Source organism: Dactylosporangium sp. CS-033363 (assembly GCF_050942475.1).
GTDB lineage: Bacteria > Actinomycetota > Actinomycetes > Mycobacteriales > Micromonosporaceae > Dactylosporangium.
On record NZ_CP192032.1, the window covers coordinates 10,246,431 to 10,263,012 of the forward strand.

18 protein-coding genes and 1 tRNA gene are annotated in these 16,582 nt (G+C 72.9%); 3 read left to right on the top strand and 16 right to left on the bottom strand.

What is annotated here, in order from left to right:
• Positions 1-53: 53 nt before the first annotated feature.
• The 4 genes from ACQPZ4_RS47250 to ACQPZ4_RS47265 form a co-directional block, all read right to left on the bottom strand.
• The gene (locus ACQPZ4_RS47250) at positions 54-1,301 is read right to left on the bottom strand and encodes an acetyl-CoA C-acetyltransferase (RefSeq protein WP_433052106.1); all 1,248 of its coding nucleotides are present in this window, start codon (positions 1,299-1,301) and stop codon (positions 54-56) included.
• An 83-nt stretch (positions 1,302-1,384) separates the two neighbouring features.
• Entirely contained in the window at positions 1,385-2,167 is a 783-nt protein-coding gene (locus ACQPZ4_RS47255) for an SGNH/GDSL hydrolase family protein (protein WP_433052109.1), read from the bottom strand.
• A 136-nt stretch (positions 2,168-2,303) separates the two neighbouring features.
• Complete coding sequence (locus tag ACQPZ4_RS47260; RefSeq protein WP_433052112.1) at positions 2,304-3,332, bottom strand: SGNH/GDSL hydrolase family protein; 1,029 nt, start codon at positions 3,330-3,332, stop codon at positions 2,304-2,306.
• A gap of 73 nt (positions 3,333-3,405) precedes the next feature.
• On the bottom strand, positions 3,406-3,819 hold the full coding sequence (locus ACQPZ4_RS47265) for a PPOX class F420-dependent oxidoreductase (RefSeq protein ID WP_433052115.1): 414 nt from the start codon (positions 3,817-3,819) through the stop codon (positions 3,406-3,408).
• A gap of 99 nt (positions 3,820-3,918) precedes the next feature.
• On the opposite strand from ACQPZ4_RS47265, the gene ACQPZ4_RS47270 reads away from it, so the two are divergent.
• Positions 3,919-4,242, top strand: coding sequence for a YkvA family protein (locus ACQPZ4_RS47270; protein WP_433052117.1), 324 nt, complete (start codon positions 3,919-3,921; stop codon positions 4,240-4,242).
• A 27-nt stretch (positions 4,243-4,269) separates the two neighbouring features.
• The gene (locus tag ACQPZ4_RS47275) at positions 4,270-5,634 is read left to right on the top strand and encodes a cystathionine beta-synthase (RefSeq protein ID WP_433052120.1); all 1,365 of its coding nucleotides are present in this window, start codon (positions 4,270-4,272) and stop codon (positions 5,632-5,634) included.
• Here the strand turns inward: ACQPZ4_RS47275 and ACQPZ4_RS47280 are convergent.
• From ACQPZ4_RS47280 to ACQPZ4_RS47290, 3 genes are all read right to left on the bottom strand, one after another.
• A complete protein-coding gene (locus tag ACQPZ4_RS47280) occupies positions 5,631-5,951 on the bottom strand; it encodes a hypothetical protein (RefSeq protein ID WP_433052123.1) in 321 nt (106 codons plus the stop codon). The genes ACQPZ4_RS47275 and ACQPZ4_RS47280 overlap by 4 nt on opposite strands.
• Positions 5,951-6,730: a Bax inhibitor-1/YccA family protein gene (locus tag ACQPZ4_RS47285; RefSeq protein WP_433052126.1), complete on the bottom strand. Its 780-nt coding sequence runs from the start codon at positions 6,728-6,730 to the stop codon at positions 5,951-5,953. The genes ACQPZ4_RS47280 and ACQPZ4_RS47285 overlap by 1 nt, the downstream gene beginning before the upstream one ends.
• A 139-nt stretch (positions 6,731-6,869) precedes the next feature.
• Positions 6,870-6,950, bottom strand: a tRNA-Leu gene (locus ACQPZ4_RS47290).
• A gap of 196 nt (positions 6,951-7,146) precedes the next feature.
• Here ACQPZ4_RS47290 and ACQPZ4_RS47295 point away from each other — a divergent pair.
• On the top strand, positions 7,147-8,796 hold the full coding sequence (locus ACQPZ4_RS47295) for a hypothetical protein (RefSeq protein ID WP_433052129.1): 1,650 nt from the start codon (positions 7,147-7,149) through the stop codon (positions 8,794-8,796).
• Here the strand turns inward: ACQPZ4_RS47295 and ACQPZ4_RS47300 are convergent.
• From ACQPZ4_RS47300 to ACQPZ4_RS47340, 9 genes are all read right to left on the bottom strand, one after another.
• Entirely contained in the window at positions 8,793-10,142 is a 1,350-nt protein-coding gene (locus ACQPZ4_RS47300) for an NAD(P)/FAD-dependent oxidoreductase (protein WP_433052132.1), read from the bottom strand. The genes ACQPZ4_RS47295 and ACQPZ4_RS47300 overlap by 4 nt on opposite strands.
• A 93-nt stretch (positions 10,143-10,235) precedes the next feature.
• A complete protein-coding gene (locus ACQPZ4_RS47305; RefSeq protein WP_433052135.1) occupies positions 10,236-10,811 on the bottom strand; it encodes a hypothetical protein in 576 nt (191 codons plus the stop codon).
• A complete protein-coding gene (locus ACQPZ4_RS47310; RefSeq protein ID WP_433067038.1) occupies positions 10,811-12,145 on the bottom strand; it encodes a DUF58 domain-containing protein in 1,335 nt (444 codons plus the stop codon). The genes ACQPZ4_RS47305 and ACQPZ4_RS47310 overlap by 1 nt, the downstream gene beginning before the upstream one ends.
• A gap of 9 nt (positions 12,146-12,154) precedes the next feature.
• Positions 12,155-13,144: an AAA family ATPase gene (locus ACQPZ4_RS47315; RefSeq protein ID WP_433052138.1), complete on the bottom strand. Its 990-nt coding sequence runs from the start codon at positions 13,142-13,144 to the stop codon at positions 12,155-12,157.
• Positions 13,141-13,797 (bottom strand): hypothetical protein, encoded by a 657-nt coding sequence (locus tag ACQPZ4_RS47320; protein WP_433052141.1) that lies wholly within the window; start codon positions 13,795-13,797, stop codon positions 13,141-13,143. The genes ACQPZ4_RS47315 and ACQPZ4_RS47320 overlap by 4 nt, the downstream gene beginning before the upstream one ends.
• A complete protein-coding gene (locus tag ACQPZ4_RS47325; protein WP_433052143.1) occupies positions 13,787-14,536 on the bottom strand; it encodes a DUF4129 domain-containing protein in 750 nt (249 codons plus the stop codon). Before ACQPZ4_RS47325 ends, ACQPZ4_RS47320 begins: the two co-directional genes overlap by 11 nt.
• Positions 14,537-14,545: 9 nt before the next feature.
• Complete coding sequence (locus ACQPZ4_RS47330) at positions 14,546-15,238, bottom strand: uracil-DNA glycosylase (RefSeq protein WP_433052146.1); 693 nt, start codon at positions 15,236-15,238, stop codon at positions 14,546-14,548.
• 16 nt (positions 15,239-15,254) lie between these two features.
• Positions 15,255-16,172, bottom strand: coding sequence for an HAAS signaling domain-containing protein (locus ACQPZ4_RS47335; protein WP_433052149.1), 918 nt, complete (start codon positions 16,170-16,172; stop codon positions 15,255-15,257).
• The gene (locus ACQPZ4_RS47340; protein WP_433052152.1) at positions 16,169-16,501 is read right to left on the bottom strand and encodes a PadR family transcriptional regulator; all 333 of its coding nucleotides are present in this window, start codon (positions 16,499-16,501) and stop codon (positions 16,169-16,171) included. Before ACQPZ4_RS47340 ends, ACQPZ4_RS47335 begins: the two co-directional genes overlap by 4 nt.
• Between the last annotated feature and the right edge of the window lie 81 nt (positions 16,502-16,582).

Here is a 16,582-nt window from a genome sequence, read left to right on the forward strand (position 1 = left end):
GATATGTCCGGCGCTGGCGCGCCGGACATATCGGACTTATCAGCATATGGCGGTCAGCTCAAGCGCTCGATCACCATCGCCATGCCCTGGCCGCCGCCGACGCACATGGTCTCGAGGCCGATCGACTTGTCGTGCCAGTTCAGCGAGTTGATCAGCGTGCCGGTGATCCGGGCGCCGGTCATGCCGAACGGGTGCCCGACCGCGATCGCGCCGCCGTTGACGTTGAGCTTCTCGAGCGGGATGCCGAGGTTGCGGTACGACGGGATGACCTGCGCGGCGAAGGCCTCGTTGATCTCGACCAGGTCCACGTCGTCGATGGTCATGCCGGCCCGCTTGAGCGCGCTGCGGGAGGCCTCGACCGGGCCGATGCCCATGATCTCCGGGGACATCGCGGTCACGCCGGTGGAGATGATCCGGGCGAGCGGCGTGATGCCCAGCTCGCGGGCCTTGGTGTCGCTCATGATGACCACCGCGGCGGCGCCGTCGTTGAGCGGGCAGCAGTTGCCGGCGGTGACCGTGCCGTCGGGGCGGAAGACCGGCTTGAGCCCGGCCACGCCCTCCAACGTCACGCCGGCGCGGGGGCCGTCGTCGGTCGCCACGACGGTGCCGTCCGGCGTGGTGACGGGCGTGATCTCGCGGGCCCAGAAGCCGTTCTTGATGGCCGCCTCGGCGAGGTTCTGCGACCGTACGCCGAACTCGTCCATGTCCTGCCGCGTCACGCCCTCGATCTCGGCGAGGTTCTCCGCGGTCTGCCCCATCGCGACGTAGATGTCGGGCAGCTCCCCGTCCTCGCGCGGGTCGTGCCAGGTTTCGGCGCCACCCTCGGCCCGCTTGTTCGTGCGCTGGTAGGCGTTGAGGAAGGCCGGGTTCTGCCACGGGCCGCCGACCGCCGCCTGCGCGTCGGGCGGGAGGGCGTCGGAGTTGCCGCGGGCGTACCGCGAGACGCACTCGACCCCGGCCGAGATGAACACGTCGCCCTCGCCGGCCTTGATGGCGTGGAAGGCCATGCGCGTCGTCTGCAGTGACGAGGCGCAGTAGCGCGTGGTCGTCGCGCCGGGCAGGTGGTCGAAGCCGAGCAGCGTGCTCACCACCCGGGCCATGTTGAAGCCCTGCTCGCCGCCGGGCAGGCCGCACCCCAGGTACAGGTCCTCGATGGCGCGCGGGTCGAGCTGCGGCACCTTGTCGAGCGCGGCGCGGACGATGGTGGCGGCAAGATCGTCGGGGCGGAGGTCGCGCAGCGATCCCTTGACGGCACGGCCGATCGGGGACCGGGCGGTGGCAACGATGACAGCTTCCGGCATAGCTCGATGCTACTTGGAGGTAACCCGGCGGGGATCGCGCTTGGTGAGCGCAAATTGTCACACGAAGTGCGCAATGTGGAAGGCTAGGCGGCCTTGCGCAGGGCTGCCGCCTCCTCCACCGCGGGCAGGAGGGCGTGGGCCCAGATCCGGTAGCCGTCGGCCGAGGGGTGGAAGCCGTCGTGACAGAGGGTGCCCTGGTCGGCCCGGAAGACCGCGCCTGTGCGCGCACCCAGGTCGACCACGACCGCGCCCGCGGCTCCGGCGGCGGCGGACTGGAGGCGGGCCACGCGGCGGCTGCGCAGGCCCAGGAGCTGGCGCAGGGGTGGGGCGAAGGCGCGCAGGGCGCCGAAGTCCGGGCAGGTGCCCACGACGACCGGGATGCCGGCGTCGTGCAGGCGGCGGCAGGCGGCGCCGAGGTGCTCGGCGGCCTCGACCGCGCGGCCGGGGTGGGTGACGTCGTTGCCGCCGACGAGGACCAGGGCCACGTCGGGCATCGGGCCGACCAGGGCGCGGGCGACCTGGGTGGCCAGGTCGAAGGAGCGGGAGCCGGCCACGGCCACGCTGGAGAGCTCGACCCGGCGGCCGGTGGCGCCCTCCGCCAGCAGCGCCGCCAGCTGGCCGCCCACGGTGTCGGCCACCCGTTCGACGCCCACGCCGAGGGCGGTCGCGTCGCCGAGCAGGACGAGGCGCATGGGCGGCTTGCCGAGGCCGCCGATCGAGGATCGCATGGCCAGGCGCATGTCGGGCTTGGCGTAGTTGCGGGTGCGCGCGGCCACCGCTTGTGCGGCCAGCACAGCGGCCCCGCCGACCGTGCCCGCGATCGCCGTCACGGTCGCGAGTTTGGCGAGGCGTTTGACGACAGTCATGCCGCCACCTCCGTTCCGGGCGAGTCCATCGAATCACGCTCCGGGTGACCCGAACAAGGGGCAAATCCGGACGAATCCCGAACCGCGTCCCAACGCCGGGGAAACGGCGGGCGTCCCGAAGTCCGCCGAAAGGGCTTCATGCCGGCTCCGCCGTCCGGTCCGGGGTGCGCTCGGCCTGCTGCGGCAGCCGGTGCCAGACCCGCCGGCGCAGCTGGGCCCAGCGGCCCGCCGGTCCGCGGTCGCGCCCGGCCACCTGGGCCGCGCTGACCTCGGTGCCCGGGGTGTGCACGGCCTCCGCCGCGGCCTGCGCCAGGGACCGGACGCCCTCGCCGGCCGCGAGGGCCGGGGCCGCCGGAGCGCCCGCGGGCTGGACCGGCTCGGTGAGCGCGGCCACGACCGTGGGCAGGACGGCCTGGGCGGCCGCGAGGTACCCGGCGCCGGAGGGGTGGAAGCGGTCGAAGCTGAACATCCGGTCGGGCTCGGCGTAGAAGAGCTCGCCCAGCAGGTCACCCAGGGAGACGGTCCGGCCGCCGGCCTCGACCACCGCGATGGTCTGCGCGGTGGCCATCTGGCGGCTCCAGTGCCGGGCCAGCCAGCGCAGGGGCGGCTGGATCGGGCGGATGGTGCCCAGGTCGGGGCAGGTCCCGACGATGACCTCGACGCCCGCCTCGCGCAGCGTGCGCACCGAGTCCACCAGGTGGCCGATCGCCGTCGGGATCCGCACCCGGTGGGTGACGTCGTTGCCGCCGATGCAGATCACGGCCACGTCCGGGCGCTGCCGCAGGGCCACCTCGACCTGCGGCGGGAGGCCCTTGGACTCGGCGCCGACGACCGCGAAGCAGCGCATGCGCACCGGGCGGTGCAGCTGCTCGGCCAGCCCGGCCGCCACCGCGGCGGCGAACGTCTCGCTGGGGCTCTCCGCGCCGTACCCGGCGGCCGAGGAGTCCCCGAGCACCACCAGGCGCAGCGGCTCGCCCTCGAACTGGGAGCCGTAGACCCCGTCCGCGCGCGGCGGCGGGCTGACCACCTGCGGGATGGTCTTGCGCGCCAGCAGCGCCTGGCCCAGCACCACCCCGTAGAACAACGCGCCCGCCCCGGCCACGCCACCGCCACCGACCACCGCCGCTGTGGCTATCCGCTTCGCCCGCTCCGACTGCAGTTTCACCGCCCCCGCCCTTTCCTCCCCCGGGTCCTCGCAGTCCCCGAGGTTAACCCCCGCCCTCCAAGTAAAACGTCGCTCATCCGGACCGGTCCGGCCCCGCTCGGTCGAGGGTGATCCGAATCAGCACCCGCTGTTCCTCGATCATCGCCGCGCGGTACTCGTCCCAGTTGTCATGTTCCTGTCCGGTTGCCCGCCGGTAGTAGTCGACCAAACCTTCAACGCTCTGCGGCGGCGGAACGATCTCAGCCTCGCCCTCGACCTGAATCCAGCGGCCGAAGAACCCGTTGGGCAGCACGCAGACCGCGGCGCGGGGGTCGCGGCGCAGGTTGCGCACCTTGTACGCCGGCATCCGGCTGCTGACCAGCACCCGGCCCTCGGCGTCGACGGCCACCACGACCGGCGACATCTGCACGCCGCCGTCGGTGCGGCGGGTGGCCAGCACGGCCTGGTGCTGCTCGGCGAGCACGGCACGAGCCTCATCGAGATCCATGTCGCCATTCTTACTCCGGCGCGGAGTGACAGGCACCGTTACATTCGATTCACGGCAGAGAGGGCGATCACCATGGCGGACAGTGGGCTGCGACGGCGAATGGCGTGGACCGCGCTCGCGCGCGTCTTCCGCTCGGACACCCCCGGGATCGGACGGCGGCTGGCCGCGATCCCGCGGATGATCAAGGCGACGATGAAGGGCCAGTACGACGGCGGCTCGCGGCTGGCGATGCTGGCGGTCGCCGGGGTGTACATCGTCTCCCCCATCGACGCCGTCCCCGAGGCGTTCCTGCTGGTCTTCGGGCTGGTCGACGACCTGGCCGTGGCCGGGTACTTCGCCGGCGCCCTGATGGACGAGCTGGAGCGCTTCCTGGAGTGGGAGAAGCGGCGGGAGACCGTGATTCCCGGACACGTCGTCCGGTAGCCCGCGCGGGCCCGATACGCTGGCGGCGTGCGCTACTACGACAACGTCGTCGAGTTGGTGGGCAACACCCCCCTCGTCCGGCTCCGCAACGTCACCGCCGGCATCTCCGCCACCGTGCTGGCCAAGGTCGAGTACCTCAATCCCGGCGGCAGCGTGAAGGACCGCATCGCGCTGCGCATGGTCGAGGAGGCCGAGCAGGCCGGCCTCCTCAAGCCCGGCGGCACGATCGTCGAGCCCACGTCCGGCAACACCGGCGTCGGGCTGGCGCTGGTCGCGCAGCTCAAGGGGTACCGCTGCGTCTTCGTCTGTCCGGACAAGGTCAGCGAGGACAAGCAGAACGTCCTGCGCGCCTATGGGGCCGAGGTCGTGGTCTGCCCGACGGCCGTCGCGCCGGAGGACCCCCGCTCGTACTACAACGTCTCCGACCGCCTCGCCCGCGAGATTCCGGGCGCGTGGAAGCCCGACCAGTACGCGAACCCGGCCAACCCCCGCTCGCACTACGAGACCACGGGTCCCGAGGTGTGGCAGCAGACCGAGGGCCGGGTCACGCACTTCGTGGCGGGCGTCGGCACCGGCGGGACGATCTCGGGCGCGGGCCGCTTCCTCAAGGAGGCCTCCGAGGGCCGCGTGCGCGTGGTCGGGGCCGACCCGGAGGGCTCCGTGTACTCCGGCGGGACCGGCCGCCCCTACCTGGTCGAGGGCGTCGGCGAGGACTTCTGGCCCACGACCTACGACCGGACCATCTGCGACGAGATCGTCGAGGTCTCCGACAAGGACTCGTTCGACCTCACCCGGCGCCTGGCCCGCGAGGAGGGCCTGCTCGTGGGCGGCTCCTGCGGGATGGCCGTGGCGGCGGCGCTCAAGGTGGCCCGCGAGGCCGGCCCGGACGACGTCGTCGTGGTGCTGCTCCCGGACGGCGGCCGCGGCTACCTCTCCAAGATCTTCAATGACGACTGGATGGCCCGGTACGGCTTCCTCCGTACCGCCGACGAGCACCCCACCGTCGCCGACGTCCTGGTCGGCAAGGACGGCCGGGTGCCCGGGATGGTGCACATCCACCCCAACGAGACGGTGCGCGACGCGATCGACTACATGCGCGAGTACGGCGTCTCGCAGCTCCCGGTGCTCAAGGCCGAGCCGCCGGTCGTCACCGGCGAGGTGGCCGGCGCGATCGCCGAGCGCGACCTGCTCGACGCGCTCTTCTCAGGCCAGGCGCACCTGCACGACATGGTCGAACGGCACATGGCCGACCCGCTGCCGATGATCGGCGGCGGCCAGCCGGTCGCCGAGGCCGTGGCGCTGCTGGAGAAGGCGGACGCCGCGGTCGTGCTGATCGACGGCAAGCCGGCCGGCGTGATCACGCGCCAGGACCTGCTGACCCACCTGACCTAGGCGAACGCGCCGCGCAGGCCGTTGACGCGCGCTGCCGCCTCGTCCTGGACGGGCGGCGGCGCGAAGCGGTGCAGGTCGGCCGCGACCACCTGGAGCTGGTCGGGCAGGGCGAGGTCGTTCTCCAGCCGCGGGACGGGCAGCGCCGGGCGGCCCTCGGCCTCGGCGCAGCGGTCGGCCATCCACTGGACCAGGTCGTGCATGAGGTCGGCCCGGCTGGCCCCAGACAGACCGGACGCCGCCCATCGGGGCGGCGTCCAGTGTGAGACCTGGCCGACCAGCTTGCGCACGGCGGCGCTCAGCTGATCGTCGGTGGACATCAGCGGCGCAGGTAGCTCAGCAGGCGCAGGATCTCGTAGTACAGGAAGATCAGGCCGACCAGGATGCCGAAGGCGCAGTACCACGCGTACTTCTCCGGCAGGCCGTAGCGGGTGCCCTGCTCGATGGCGTCGAAGTCGAGGATGAAGGTCAGCGCCCCGACGCCGATGATCACCAGGCTGAACACGATCGGCAGCCAGCCGACCTGGCCGTTCTGGGTGTACTCGCGCAGGCCCAGGTTCACGCCGAACAGGTAGAACAGCCAGTTGGCGAAGGCCAGCACCATGACGCCGATCAGGGCGCCGATGACGAACTTGGTGAAGCGCGGGGTGGCGCGCAGCACCTTGAGCTTGTAGAGCAGCGCCATCACGGCGAAGATGCCGAACGTGCCGACGACGGCCTGCAGGACGATGCCCGAGTACCAGCTCTCGAAGGCGCGGCTGAAGACGCCGAGCGCGACGCCCTGGAGCACCGCGTAGGGGATGATCACGGCGGGGCTGGTGACCCGGCGGAACGAGATGACGAGGCCCAGGACCAGTCCGGCGATGCTGGACATGAAGGCCGCGAAGTAGGTCAGGCCGCTGCTCGGGGGAAGCAGGATCCACGCGCCGGCCCCGACCACACCGGTCACGGCGAGCAGCGCGATGGTCCGGACGACGACGTCGTCCATGGTCATTGAGCGCGCGGGCGCGCCCGGGTAACCGGGCTGGACCCCGGTCTCGTAACGGGAAGCCCGCGCCGCCTCGCCAAGGCGGGTGAGCACCGGGTTGGAACTCTGCACGATCGGCCTCCATGGGCGTCTCATTCACGTGTACGACCAGGGTACCGCGAAAGAGCACAGGAGAAACCGGCACCATACAGCGCGGCTGTATGTTCACAGCAGACTCAGTGTTTCGTCCCGCAAAGCGGCAAAAAAGAAGTGCCCGGGGCGGGGTTCGAACCCGCACGCCTCGCGGCAGCCGCTTTTAAGGCGGCCGTGTCTGCCGTTCCACCACCCGGGCCTTGAACGCGATCTCACCGTAGCCCGTCCGGTGAACTGTCAACACCGACAACGGGTTGGCCGTTACTGTCGACCGGGTGACCAGCGCCCCACAGACCGACGAGGCGGGCACTGCTCCGGTTGACCATGACAAACCGGCCGCGCAGCCATTGCGCATTCGTCGCTCATGGATTAGCGACGCCGCCGCGTGCGCCTTCATGGTGCTCGCCGCCGCCCTCGTCACCAAGGGTTTCTGGGCCGGTCCGGCGGGCCGCGCGCTCGCCCTGAACGCCAATGACCAGGCGCTCGACGAGTGGTTCCTCGCCTATGCCACGCGGGCGTACCGCGGCGACTTCGGCCTCGTGACCGCCGCGCTCAACGCGCCGGAGGGCATCAACGTCCTCGGCAACGCCTCGCTGGTCGGCCTCGGCGTGCTGCTGGCCCCGCTGACCCTCGCGTTCGGCGCGCCGGTGACGTTCGCGGTCGCGATCGCGCTCAATCTGGCCGCGAACGGGGCCGGCTGGTACCTCCTGTTCGCCCGCGGCGCCCGCCTGCACCGCCTCGCCGCGCTCATCGGCGGCGCCTTCTGCGGCTTCGCCCCGGGCATGGTGAGCCAGTCCAACGGCCACCTGCACATGACCGCCGCCTGGCTGGTGCCGCCGATCGCGTGGTGCGTGTTCCACCTCGCCGAAAGGACGCGCAACGGGCTGCTGCTGGGCCTGTTGATCGCGGGGCAGTTCTTCCTCGGCGAGGAGGTGCTGCTGCTGGCCGCCGTCGCGCTGACGCTGTTCTGCCTCGCGTACGCGGCGACCACCCGGCCGGTCCCGCGCCACGCCCTGCCCGGCCTGGCCCGCGGGCTGGCGGTCGCCGGGGCGGTGGCCGGGGCGCTGCTGGCGTACCCGATCTGGACGCAGTTCCGCGGCCCGCAGAGCGCGCACGGGGGCGTGTTCCAGCCGGAGTTCTACTCGGCCGACCTCAGGAGCTTCGCCGCCATCTCGCCGCTGTCCCTGGCCGGCGGCGACGGGGCGGCGCGGCTGGCGAGCGGGCCGGCGGAGTACACCGCCTTCTTCGGCGCCCCGTTGCTCATCGTGGTGCTGGGCGCGACGCTGTGGCTGTGGCGCCGCCCGGCCGTGGTGGCCTGCACGGTGGTGTCGCTCGTGCTGTGCGCGCTGGCCCTCGGCCCGCGGATCGTGGCCGGGCACGAGCGGACGGACCAGTGGGCGCCGTACTCCCTGCTCTCCGGCCTGCCGGTGCTGGAGTGGGCGCTGCCGACCCGGTTCGCGCTGGCCGCCGCCCCGCTGCTCGCGTTCGTGCTGGCGAGCGTGGTGCACACGGCGCTGACCCAGACCGAGACGCTGAAGCTGCTCGTGCCGGTCGCGGTGACCGCGGCGCTCGTGCCGCTGGCCCCGATGCCGCTGCCGACCGTCGAGCGGGCGCCCGTGCCGCGGTTCTTCACCGAGGGCTACTGGCGCGGCTTCGCCCCCAGGGACGGCACGATCGTTCCGGTACCGCTCCCCGACTGGCGCGACCCGCAGGCCATGCGCTGGGCCGCCGCGACCGACGTGGCCTTCGCGACCCCGCAGGGCTGGTTCATCGGCCCGTACGGCGACGGCGGCAACTCGGCGGTCGGCGTGTTCCCGCGGCCGACGTCGCAGCTGCTGCACCGTACCGTCGCCAACGACAGCGCGCCGATCCTGACCGACCGCGACCGCGTCGACCTGCGGCGGGACATCGCCTTCTGGCACGCGTCGTGTTTCGTGCTCGCGGACGGCCAGAAGGGCGCCGGGGCGCTGAAAAGCACCCTCGACGCCCTGCTCGGACCCGGCGAACGCGTCGCCGACGTGTGGGTCTGGCGCGCCCGGAACTAGGCGGCCTTTTTGAAGAGGGGAATCGGTACCGCGACCGCGACCTCGGTGAAGGCCTCGCGCGGCTCGTGCAGGGAGCCCAGCGCCACGACCTCGCGGCGCAGGACGAGCTGCAGGGTCCAGTCGACCAGCACGCGGATCTTGCGGTTCAGCGTGGGGATGCGGCTGAGGTGGTACGTGCGGTGCATGAACCACGCCGGCACGCCGCGGACCTTGACGCCGTACACCCGCGCGGCGCCCTTGTAGAGCCCGAGCCCGGCCACCGAGCCGACGTGCTTGTGCCGGTAGGCGACCGGCTCGCGGCCGCGGACCACCGCGGCGATGTTGTCGGCGAGCTGGGACGCCTGCCGCACCGCGTGCTGGGCGCTGGGCGAGCACAGGGCGTTCGGGTCGGCGGCGGTCAGGTCCGGCACCGCGGCGCAGTCGCCCGCGCTCCAGGCGCCCTCGACCACGTTGCCCTCGGCGTCGACCACCTGCAGCGTCGGCTTGCAGGTGATCGCCCCGCGCTGGGTGCGCGGCAGGTCGGTGTCCTCGAGCATCGGGTGCGGCTTCACGCCGGCCGTCCACACGATGGTGTCGGCCTCGAACGCGTCGCCGTCGGAGAGCTTCACGAGGCCGTCGACGCACGACTCCAGCCGCGTGCCGAGGCGGATGTCGATGCCGCGCCGCGTCAGCTGTACCGCCGTGTAGGCCCCCATCTCCGCACCCACCTCGGGCAGGATCCGGTTGGCCGCCTCCACGAGCATGAAGCGCACCTCGTGCTGCGGGATCTCCGGGTAGTACCGCAGCGCGCCGCGGACCATGTCCTCCATCTCGGCGAGCGCCTCGACGCCCGCGTAGCCGCCGCCGACGAACACGAAGGCGAGCGCGCGCCGGCGGGTGGCCTCGTCGTCGGTCGTCGCGGCCACGTCGAGCCGGTCGAGCACGCTGTTGCGCAGGAACACCGCCTCGCCGATGGTCTTGAAGCCGACCGCCTGCTCGCGCAGGCCCGGGATGGGCAGCGTGCGCGAGACCGAGCCGGGCGCCACGACGATGTGGTCGTAGGCGACCTCGCGGGCCGGGCCGATGATCGGCTGGACGATCGCCACCTTGCGCGCGTGCTCGATGCTGGTCACCGTGCCGGAGAGCACGTGGCAGCGCTTGAGCTCGCGGCGCAGCGGGACGACGCTGTGCCGGGGCGAGATGTTGCCGGCCGCCGACTCGGGCAGGAACGGCTGGTACGTCATGTGGGGCTGGGGGTCGACGACCGTGACCTCAGCCTCGTGCAGGTTGAGCTTCTTGGACAGGCGCAGGGCGGCATAGAGCCCGACGTGCCCGGCGCCGACGATGAGGATTCGCTTCGCAGCCACGTCCTCAACGCTAGGAGCGGGCCGGGCCGATCCTCTGCCCGGTGACCGACAATGTAATGCCCGTTACGGCGGGTGTAACCCCGACCACAGGCGTCAATTGCCGGCCCGGCGGGCGACCAGGTAGGCCAGGGCGCCGGCGGCCAGCACGCCGACCAGCGAGGCCACCAGGTACACCGGGCCGAGGGTGACCTTGACCAGGAACAGCATCGCGACGCTGACGATCGCGCTCACCGCGACCACGGCCCCGGCGCGCAGCAGCCAGCCGCTGATCACGCCGGGCGACACGACGGCGTCGTAGGGCAGCACGGCGGCGAGCGCGGCCAGGGAGTGCATGAGGTACAGCGCCGCGGACAGCGCGATCAGGCGCGGGACGGCGACGTCCTCGCCGTAGAAGAGCGTGCCCAGGACCCATCCGAACGCGCAGGCGAAGACGGCCAGGCCGACGAGCCGGCTGCGCGGGAACGCGGCCGGCAGCAGCGCCACGATCGCGGCCAGCACGATCGCGGCGATGTTGCGCATCACGTCGCCCGGGAACGCCAGCACCAGGCTCAGCGCGGCGAAGACGGCGATCCCGGCCCGGATCAGCAGCGGCCCGGCCGAGGCCCGCGCGGCCATGTCCCGCCAGCGGCCGATCCGCCCGGAGATGTACTCGCTCAGCTCCTGCAGCACTACGCCGTCACCGTCCGCCCGACCGCCACCCGCGCCACGCCCTGCAGGACCTCGTCCAGGCTGCCGGCCCCGCCCCAGGCCACCACCGGCACGCCGTGCTCGCGCAGCTGCCCGATGATCGCCTCGCGCTCCAGCCGCCACATCCGCCAGGCCACGTCGCCCCACTTGCCCGTCGCGCGGACCCGCAGCACCGAGTCGGCCAGGGTGTCGACCGCGACCACGAACCGCCCGGCCCGCGCCAGGTTGGCCAGCATCGCCGCGCTGCGCAGGTCCAGCAGCGGGGTGAGCACCATGACCAGCGCGTTGCCCTGGATCATGTGCGGCCCGAACGACGACGGCGGGGGCTCGTCGGCCTCCTCGCTCGCCGCCACGTCGAGCAGGAACTCCATCGTGGTCATGTAGTGCCGCCGGCCGCTCGCCGCGCGCAGATGGCGGACCGTCCCGCCGTACTGCAGCAGCGCCACCCGGTCGCCCCGGTGCAGGTAGTGCTCGGCGATGCCGGCCGCCGCCCGCACCGTGATGTCGAGCACGGAGTTGCGCCCGTCGATGCCGCCCGAGCGCCCGGCCTCGTGCAGCGCGTCGAGCAGCACGACCACCTCGGCGTCGCGGTCGGACAGGGTGCTCACCACGTGGATCTCGCGGGTGCGCAGCGAGACCCGCCAGTCGATGCGGCGCAGCCGGTCGCCGGGGCCGAAGCGGCGCACGCCCGCGAGCTCGCCGCCCTCGCCGGGGCGGCGGGAGCGGTGCCCGCCGACGTGCCCGGCCGCGCGCGGCATGGCCTCGGCCGCGTCGAAGTGCTCGGTCGCCGGGTACGCCTTGAGCGGCAGCGGCGGGGTCTGCACGGCCCGGCCGACGAGCAGCCCGTCGGAGGCGATCGCGTGCGCGGTCACCGGCCCGAGCGGGTGGCGGCCCCAGCGCAGGACCCGGCCCTCCAGATCGACGCCGGAGATCGTGCCGCCGTCGACGTTCACCGCGTACGGGCGGTCGCTGTGCTTGAGCTTGACCCAGCGCGGCACCACGGAGCGGACCACGACCAGGTCGAAGTTGGCCGGGTTGGGGTTGCCGATGTTGACCGTGACGCCGAGGTCGGCCCCCTCGACCAGGAACGGCTCGGCGGCGACGGCCTCGACCGTGGGGCCCCGGCGCGGCCGGCGGACCAGCGACACCGCGGTGCCGATGGCGAACGGGGTGGCGATGACCACGAGGTCGAACCGGCCGGTGAGCACGGCGACGAGCACGAGCGCCCCGGCGACCAGCACGGCCCTGCCCAGGGCCCGGGTCGGCTCGAACGCCCGCGCGTGCGAGCGCGGTGCCCCGTCAGCCATGTCGCTCAGCCATGCCGCTCAGCCACGCCTTCCGCCGTACGTCGGCAGCGCCCCGCTGGCCGGCGCCGGCGTCTGCCCCAGCACCTCGGTCACCACCGAGCGCGGGTCGATGCGCTTGAGCCACATCTCCGGGCGCAGCGAGATCCGGTGGGCCAGCGCCGGGATGGCGACCGCCTTCACGTCCTCGGGCACCACGTAGTCCCGCCCGCTCAGGGCGGCGGAGGCGCGGGAGAGCAGCAGCAGCGCGAGGGAGCCGCGGGGCGAGGCGCCGACCAGCACGTGCGGGTGGACGCGGGTGGCGGCGGTCAGGCTCACGATGTACCGCCCGATCGAGTCCTCCACCACGACGTCCTCGAGCGCCGCCTGCATGGCCAGCAGCGTCTCCGAGTCGACGACCGGTTCGAGGACGGCCTCCTCCTGCCGGCGCGACATCCGCCGCCGCAGCACGTCCCACTCCTCGTCGGCCTCCGGGTAGCCGAACGACACCCGCAGCAGGAACCGGTCCAGCTGGGCCTCGGGCAGCGGGTAGGTGCCCTCGTACTCGATCGGGTTGGCCGTGGCGAGCACGTGGAAGGGGGCATCGAGGCGGTACGTCGCGCCCTCGACCGACACCTGCCGCTCCTGCATCGCCTCCAGCAGCGCCGACTGGGTCTTCGGGGGCGTCCGGTTGATCTCGTCGGCGAGCAGCAGGTTGGTGAAGACCGGGCCGGCGCGGAACGAGAACTCGTGGTTGCGCTGGTCGTAGAGGAACGAGCCGGTGACGTCGGCGGGCAGCAGGTCGGGGGTGAACTGCAGGCGCCGGAAGCCGATGCCGAGCGCCTGGGCGAACGAGCGCGCGGTCAGCGTCTTGCCCAGGCCGGGCAGGTCCTCCAGCAGCACGTGGCCGCCGGCCAGGATCCCGGCCAGGACCAGTTCCAGCGAGTCGCGCTTGCCGACGACCACCGTGCCGACCTGGTCCAGGACCACTTTGGCGATCCGGCCCACCTCGCCCGGAGCGAGCGTCTTCATAGCGCCTCCACCTTTGCGACGATCGATGCTATGTCCTGCGGGCTGGGCACGCGGGACGGCGTGTAGTGCAGCAGCTGCCAGAGTTCCTCGCCGACCAGCTTCCGGGCCTGCTCGGGCTGGCCGGCCAGGGTGATGCCGTGGCGCTGGCGCAGCCGGGCGTCGACGAGGTCGGTGAACCGGGGCACGACCACGGCGGCGAACCGGTTCGGGTCGCGCTCGCCCCACACGAACCGGTCGTCCCACTTGGCCACGGCCAGCAGGATGCCGTCGCGGGCGGGCATCCCGTCGCGGCGGAACGCGGGCCGGTCGCCGCCCGGGCGATCCTCGGGGCGGGCCGCCGGCTCCAGGCCGCGGCCGGTGACGGTGGCCGGCAGCTCGTCCGCGCGGACCTGCACCAGCATCTCGCGCATCACCTGGACCGCCACGATCGTGAGCAGGACCAGCGGGTAGGAGACCTGGTAGCCGACGAAGTACAGGATGCCGAAGCCGACCGTGGTCAGCGCGACGGCGACGAAGAGCCGGCGGACCCACCAGCGCCAGTCGAACGGGCGGGACGGGCGGCGGGACGGGCGCGGCGGCTGCTCGCGGCGCGGGACGGCCGGGCCGCTGTCGAACAGCTCGTCGAGGCCGACCACCTGCTCCTCACGGGGCACCGCGACCACCTCCCGGTGCGCTCGCGCCGACGCCGGAGAGCTCGGCCCGGATCTGCCGGAGGGCCCCGATCGCGTCCTGGCGGGAGCGCTCGCCGACCGGGTGGGTGGCGTAGCGGGCCTCGCGGTACACGTCGGCGAAGCCCTCGAGCGTGGGCCGGCTGACCTGGTGTGCCGAGAGCAGGCGGGTGACCAGCTCGGTCGGGCTGTCGCCGACCAGGCGCGGGGTGCCGGCCGCGGCGGCCGCGCGCTCCAGGCGCACCCAGCACGCGATCACGGCCCGGCGGGGGTCGGTGTCGGTGTCGCTGAGCTCGACGATGCCCGCCTCGACGGCCGCCATGACCTCCTCGGCGGCGCCCGCGGCCATCGGCCGGGGCGCCTCGGGTTCGACGAAGACCCGCGGTTTGGCCTTCGCGGTGCGGTTGGCGAGCAGGTAGTACACGAGGGTGCCGACGAGCACCAGGACGAGCAGGCCGCACAGGGCGGACGCCGCGGTGAGCACCCAGCCGGGGATCTCGAACTCGTCGTCGCGGGAGGGCTCCGGCGTCGCCTCGGCGGTCGCGATCTCGTCGGTGGGCAGCGCGGTCGCCGTCGGCTCGGGCGCGGCCGGGGTCGGGACGGGCACGTTGGTGATCTCGGGCGAGGACATGGACGCGGCCAGCCCGCCGATGAGCAGGACGGCGATGACGCCCAGCACCGGCAACCATCGGCTGAAGGTGCGGTCCTGTGCCTTCACCAGCATCCCGTCGCTCTAAGGTAGCCCGGCGAGCGCTTTCGCCCGGGCGAGAACGTCGTCCAGCATTCCTGGCGTGAGCCGACCGGTAAAGGTGTTCTGCTGGCTCACGTGGTAACAACCGAGCAACGCGGGAGCACGTTCGGCCTGCCACAGCGTGCCGTGGCCGAACGGTACCTTCCGCGCCGGTGCTACACCGTAGACGGCCCGGGCGGCGGGCCAGAAGGCGGCCCACGCGAATGCGCCGAGTGCAACTACCACGCGCAGATCCGGGGCGATCTCCCGCAGCTCGCGGTGCAGGAACGGGGCGCACGTGTCGCGCTCCTGGGGCGTGGGCTTGTTGTCCGGCGGGGCGCAGCGCACCGCGGAGAAGATCCGCGTGCCGGTCAGCGTGAGGCCGTCGTCGCGGTACGTGCTGGTGGGCTGGTTGGCCAGGCCGGCGCGGTGCAGCGCGGCGAAGAGCACGTCGCCGGAGCGGTCGCCGGTGAACATCCGGCCGGTCCGGTTGCCGCCGTGCGCGGCCGGGGCGAGCCCGAGAATGGCGATGGGCGCCCGGTGCGAGCCGAAGCCCGGCACCGGGCGCCCCCAGTACTCCTCGTCGCGGAACGCCGCGCGCTTGACCGCCGCGACCTCCTCCCGCCAGGCCACCAGCCGCGGGCAGCGGCGGCACTCGGAGATCTCCCGGTCGAGCTCGTCCAGCGCGTCTCCCACCCGCCGAACGTTAGCTCTACCGGGAAGGGCTCACGGAAGGAACCGCACTGGGAGTCGAGCTGGCCGACGGGGCTACCGACGGGGCTGCCGACGGCGCCACCGACGGGGACGGGTCGAAGCGGCCGATCGGGCACAGCGGGTAGGCGGGCACCGTCGCGCGCACGTCGCCGTACTGATCCGTGGCGCACCGGTACGGGTCGCCGATCGTGATGACGTTGCCGTCCTGGTCGTACAGCACGACGTCGTGCAGCGGCCGCCCGTTCTCGTCGACCGGGTACACGTCGCGCACGTTCTCGTACGGGTTGTACGAGGAGTTCGGGGTGTAGTAGGTCGAGCCGCCCAGCCGGTCGAGGTTGGCCCCCATCACCAGGACGCCGAGGATCCCCAGGGCGGTGATCCCGTAGCCGACGAAGCGGTGCATGCGCGGCCGCCCGGTCGCCCCCAGCCGCACCGAGACGATCACGGCCGCGGCGATGAGCACCCAGCCGATCGGGTCGTCGAGGCGGTCGGTGGGGATGATGTCCAGCGCGAAGATCAGCACGACGACGGCGACCCCGCGCGCGACCCACCAGGCCGGGCGGAGCAGGCGCAGGAAGTCGGAGGCGCGCTCGTAGCCGATCACCCGGCCGGAGCGCTCGTCCGCGATGCGCAGCCGCTCCCGCACCTTGTCCAGGTCGATCCCGGCCCGGACCGCGCCGCCGGCGCCCCCGGTGGACTCGATCCCGGCGGCCGCGCGCAGCTCGGCGGCGTACTCGGCCGGCGGCCCGAGCCGCTCGACGAGGGAGCCGCCCTGCTCCTCCAGCACCTCGGCGAAGTGCGCGGGCAGGTCCTCGAGGAGGTCGTCGCGCACCTCCTGGGGCAGGTCGGCCAGCGCGGCGGCCACCCGCTCCAGGTAGAAGTCGATCTCCAGACTGCTGTCGCTCGGCGCGGTCATGCCGCCTTCGCCTCCTCCCGGATGAGCCGGTCCATGGTCTGCGCGAAGCCGTGCCAGACCTTGCCGGACTGGGCCAGCTGGGCACGGCCGGCCGCGTTGAGCGCGTAGTACTTGCGGTGCGGCCCCGACTCGCTCGGGACCACGTAGGTGTTCAGCGCGCCGGCCTGGAAGAGGCGGCGGAGGGTGCCGTACACGGAGGCGTCGCCGACCTCCTCGAGGCCGGCCGCGCGCAACCGGCGCAGGATGTCGTACCCGTAGCCGTCCTCGTCCCGCAGGACGGCGAGGACGGCCAGGTCGAGCACCCCCTTGAGCAGCTGGGTGGTGTCCACGGCATGCAGAGTAGTACGCAATGCACAGTAGTATCAAGCGCGGAACACCGGCACACGCAAAAGGCGGCCCGCCTGCTGCGC

Excerpts from the sequence above, each read along its gene's own strand:
- ACQPZ4_RS47270 (WP_433052117.1), top strand. The coding sequence starts at position 3,919 with ATGGCGTGGACCGCGCTCGCGCGCGTCTTCCGCTCGGACACCCCCGGG.
- ACQPZ4_RS47265 (WP_433052115.1), bottom strand. The coding sequence starts at position 3,819 with ATGGATCTCGATGAGGCTCGTGCCGTGCTCGCCGAGCAGCACCAGGCC.
- ACQPZ4_RS47325 (WP_433052143.1), bottom strand. The coding sequence starts at position 14,536 with ATGCTGGTGAAGGCACAGGACCGCACCTTCAGCCGATGGTTGCCGGTG.
- ACQPZ4_RS47255 (WP_433052109.1), bottom strand. The coding sequence starts at position 2,167 with ATGACTGTCGTCAAACGCCTCGCCAAACTCGCGACCGTGACGGCGATC.
- ACQPZ4_RS47250 (WP_433052106.1), bottom strand. The coding sequence starts at position 1,301 with ATGCCGGAAGCTGTCATCGTTGCCACCGCCCGGTCCCCGATCGGCCGT.
- ACQPZ4_RS47280 (WP_433052123.1), bottom strand. The coding sequence starts at position 5,951 with ATGTCCACCGACGATCAGCTGAGCGCCGCCGTGCGCAAGCTGGTCGGC.
- ACQPZ4_RS47335 (WP_433052149.1), bottom strand. The coding sequence starts at position 16,172 with ATGACCGCGCCGAGCGACAGCAGTCTGGAGATCGACTTCTACCTGGAG.
- ACQPZ4_RS47295 (WP_433052129.1), top strand. The coding sequence starts at position 7,147 with ATGGTGCTCGCCGCCGCCCTCGTCACCAAGGGTTTCTGGGCCGGTCCG.
- ACQPZ4_RS47315 (WP_433052138.1), bottom strand. The coding sequence starts at position 13,144 with ATGAAGACGCTCGCTCCGGGCGAGGTGGGCCGGATCGCCAAAGTGGTC.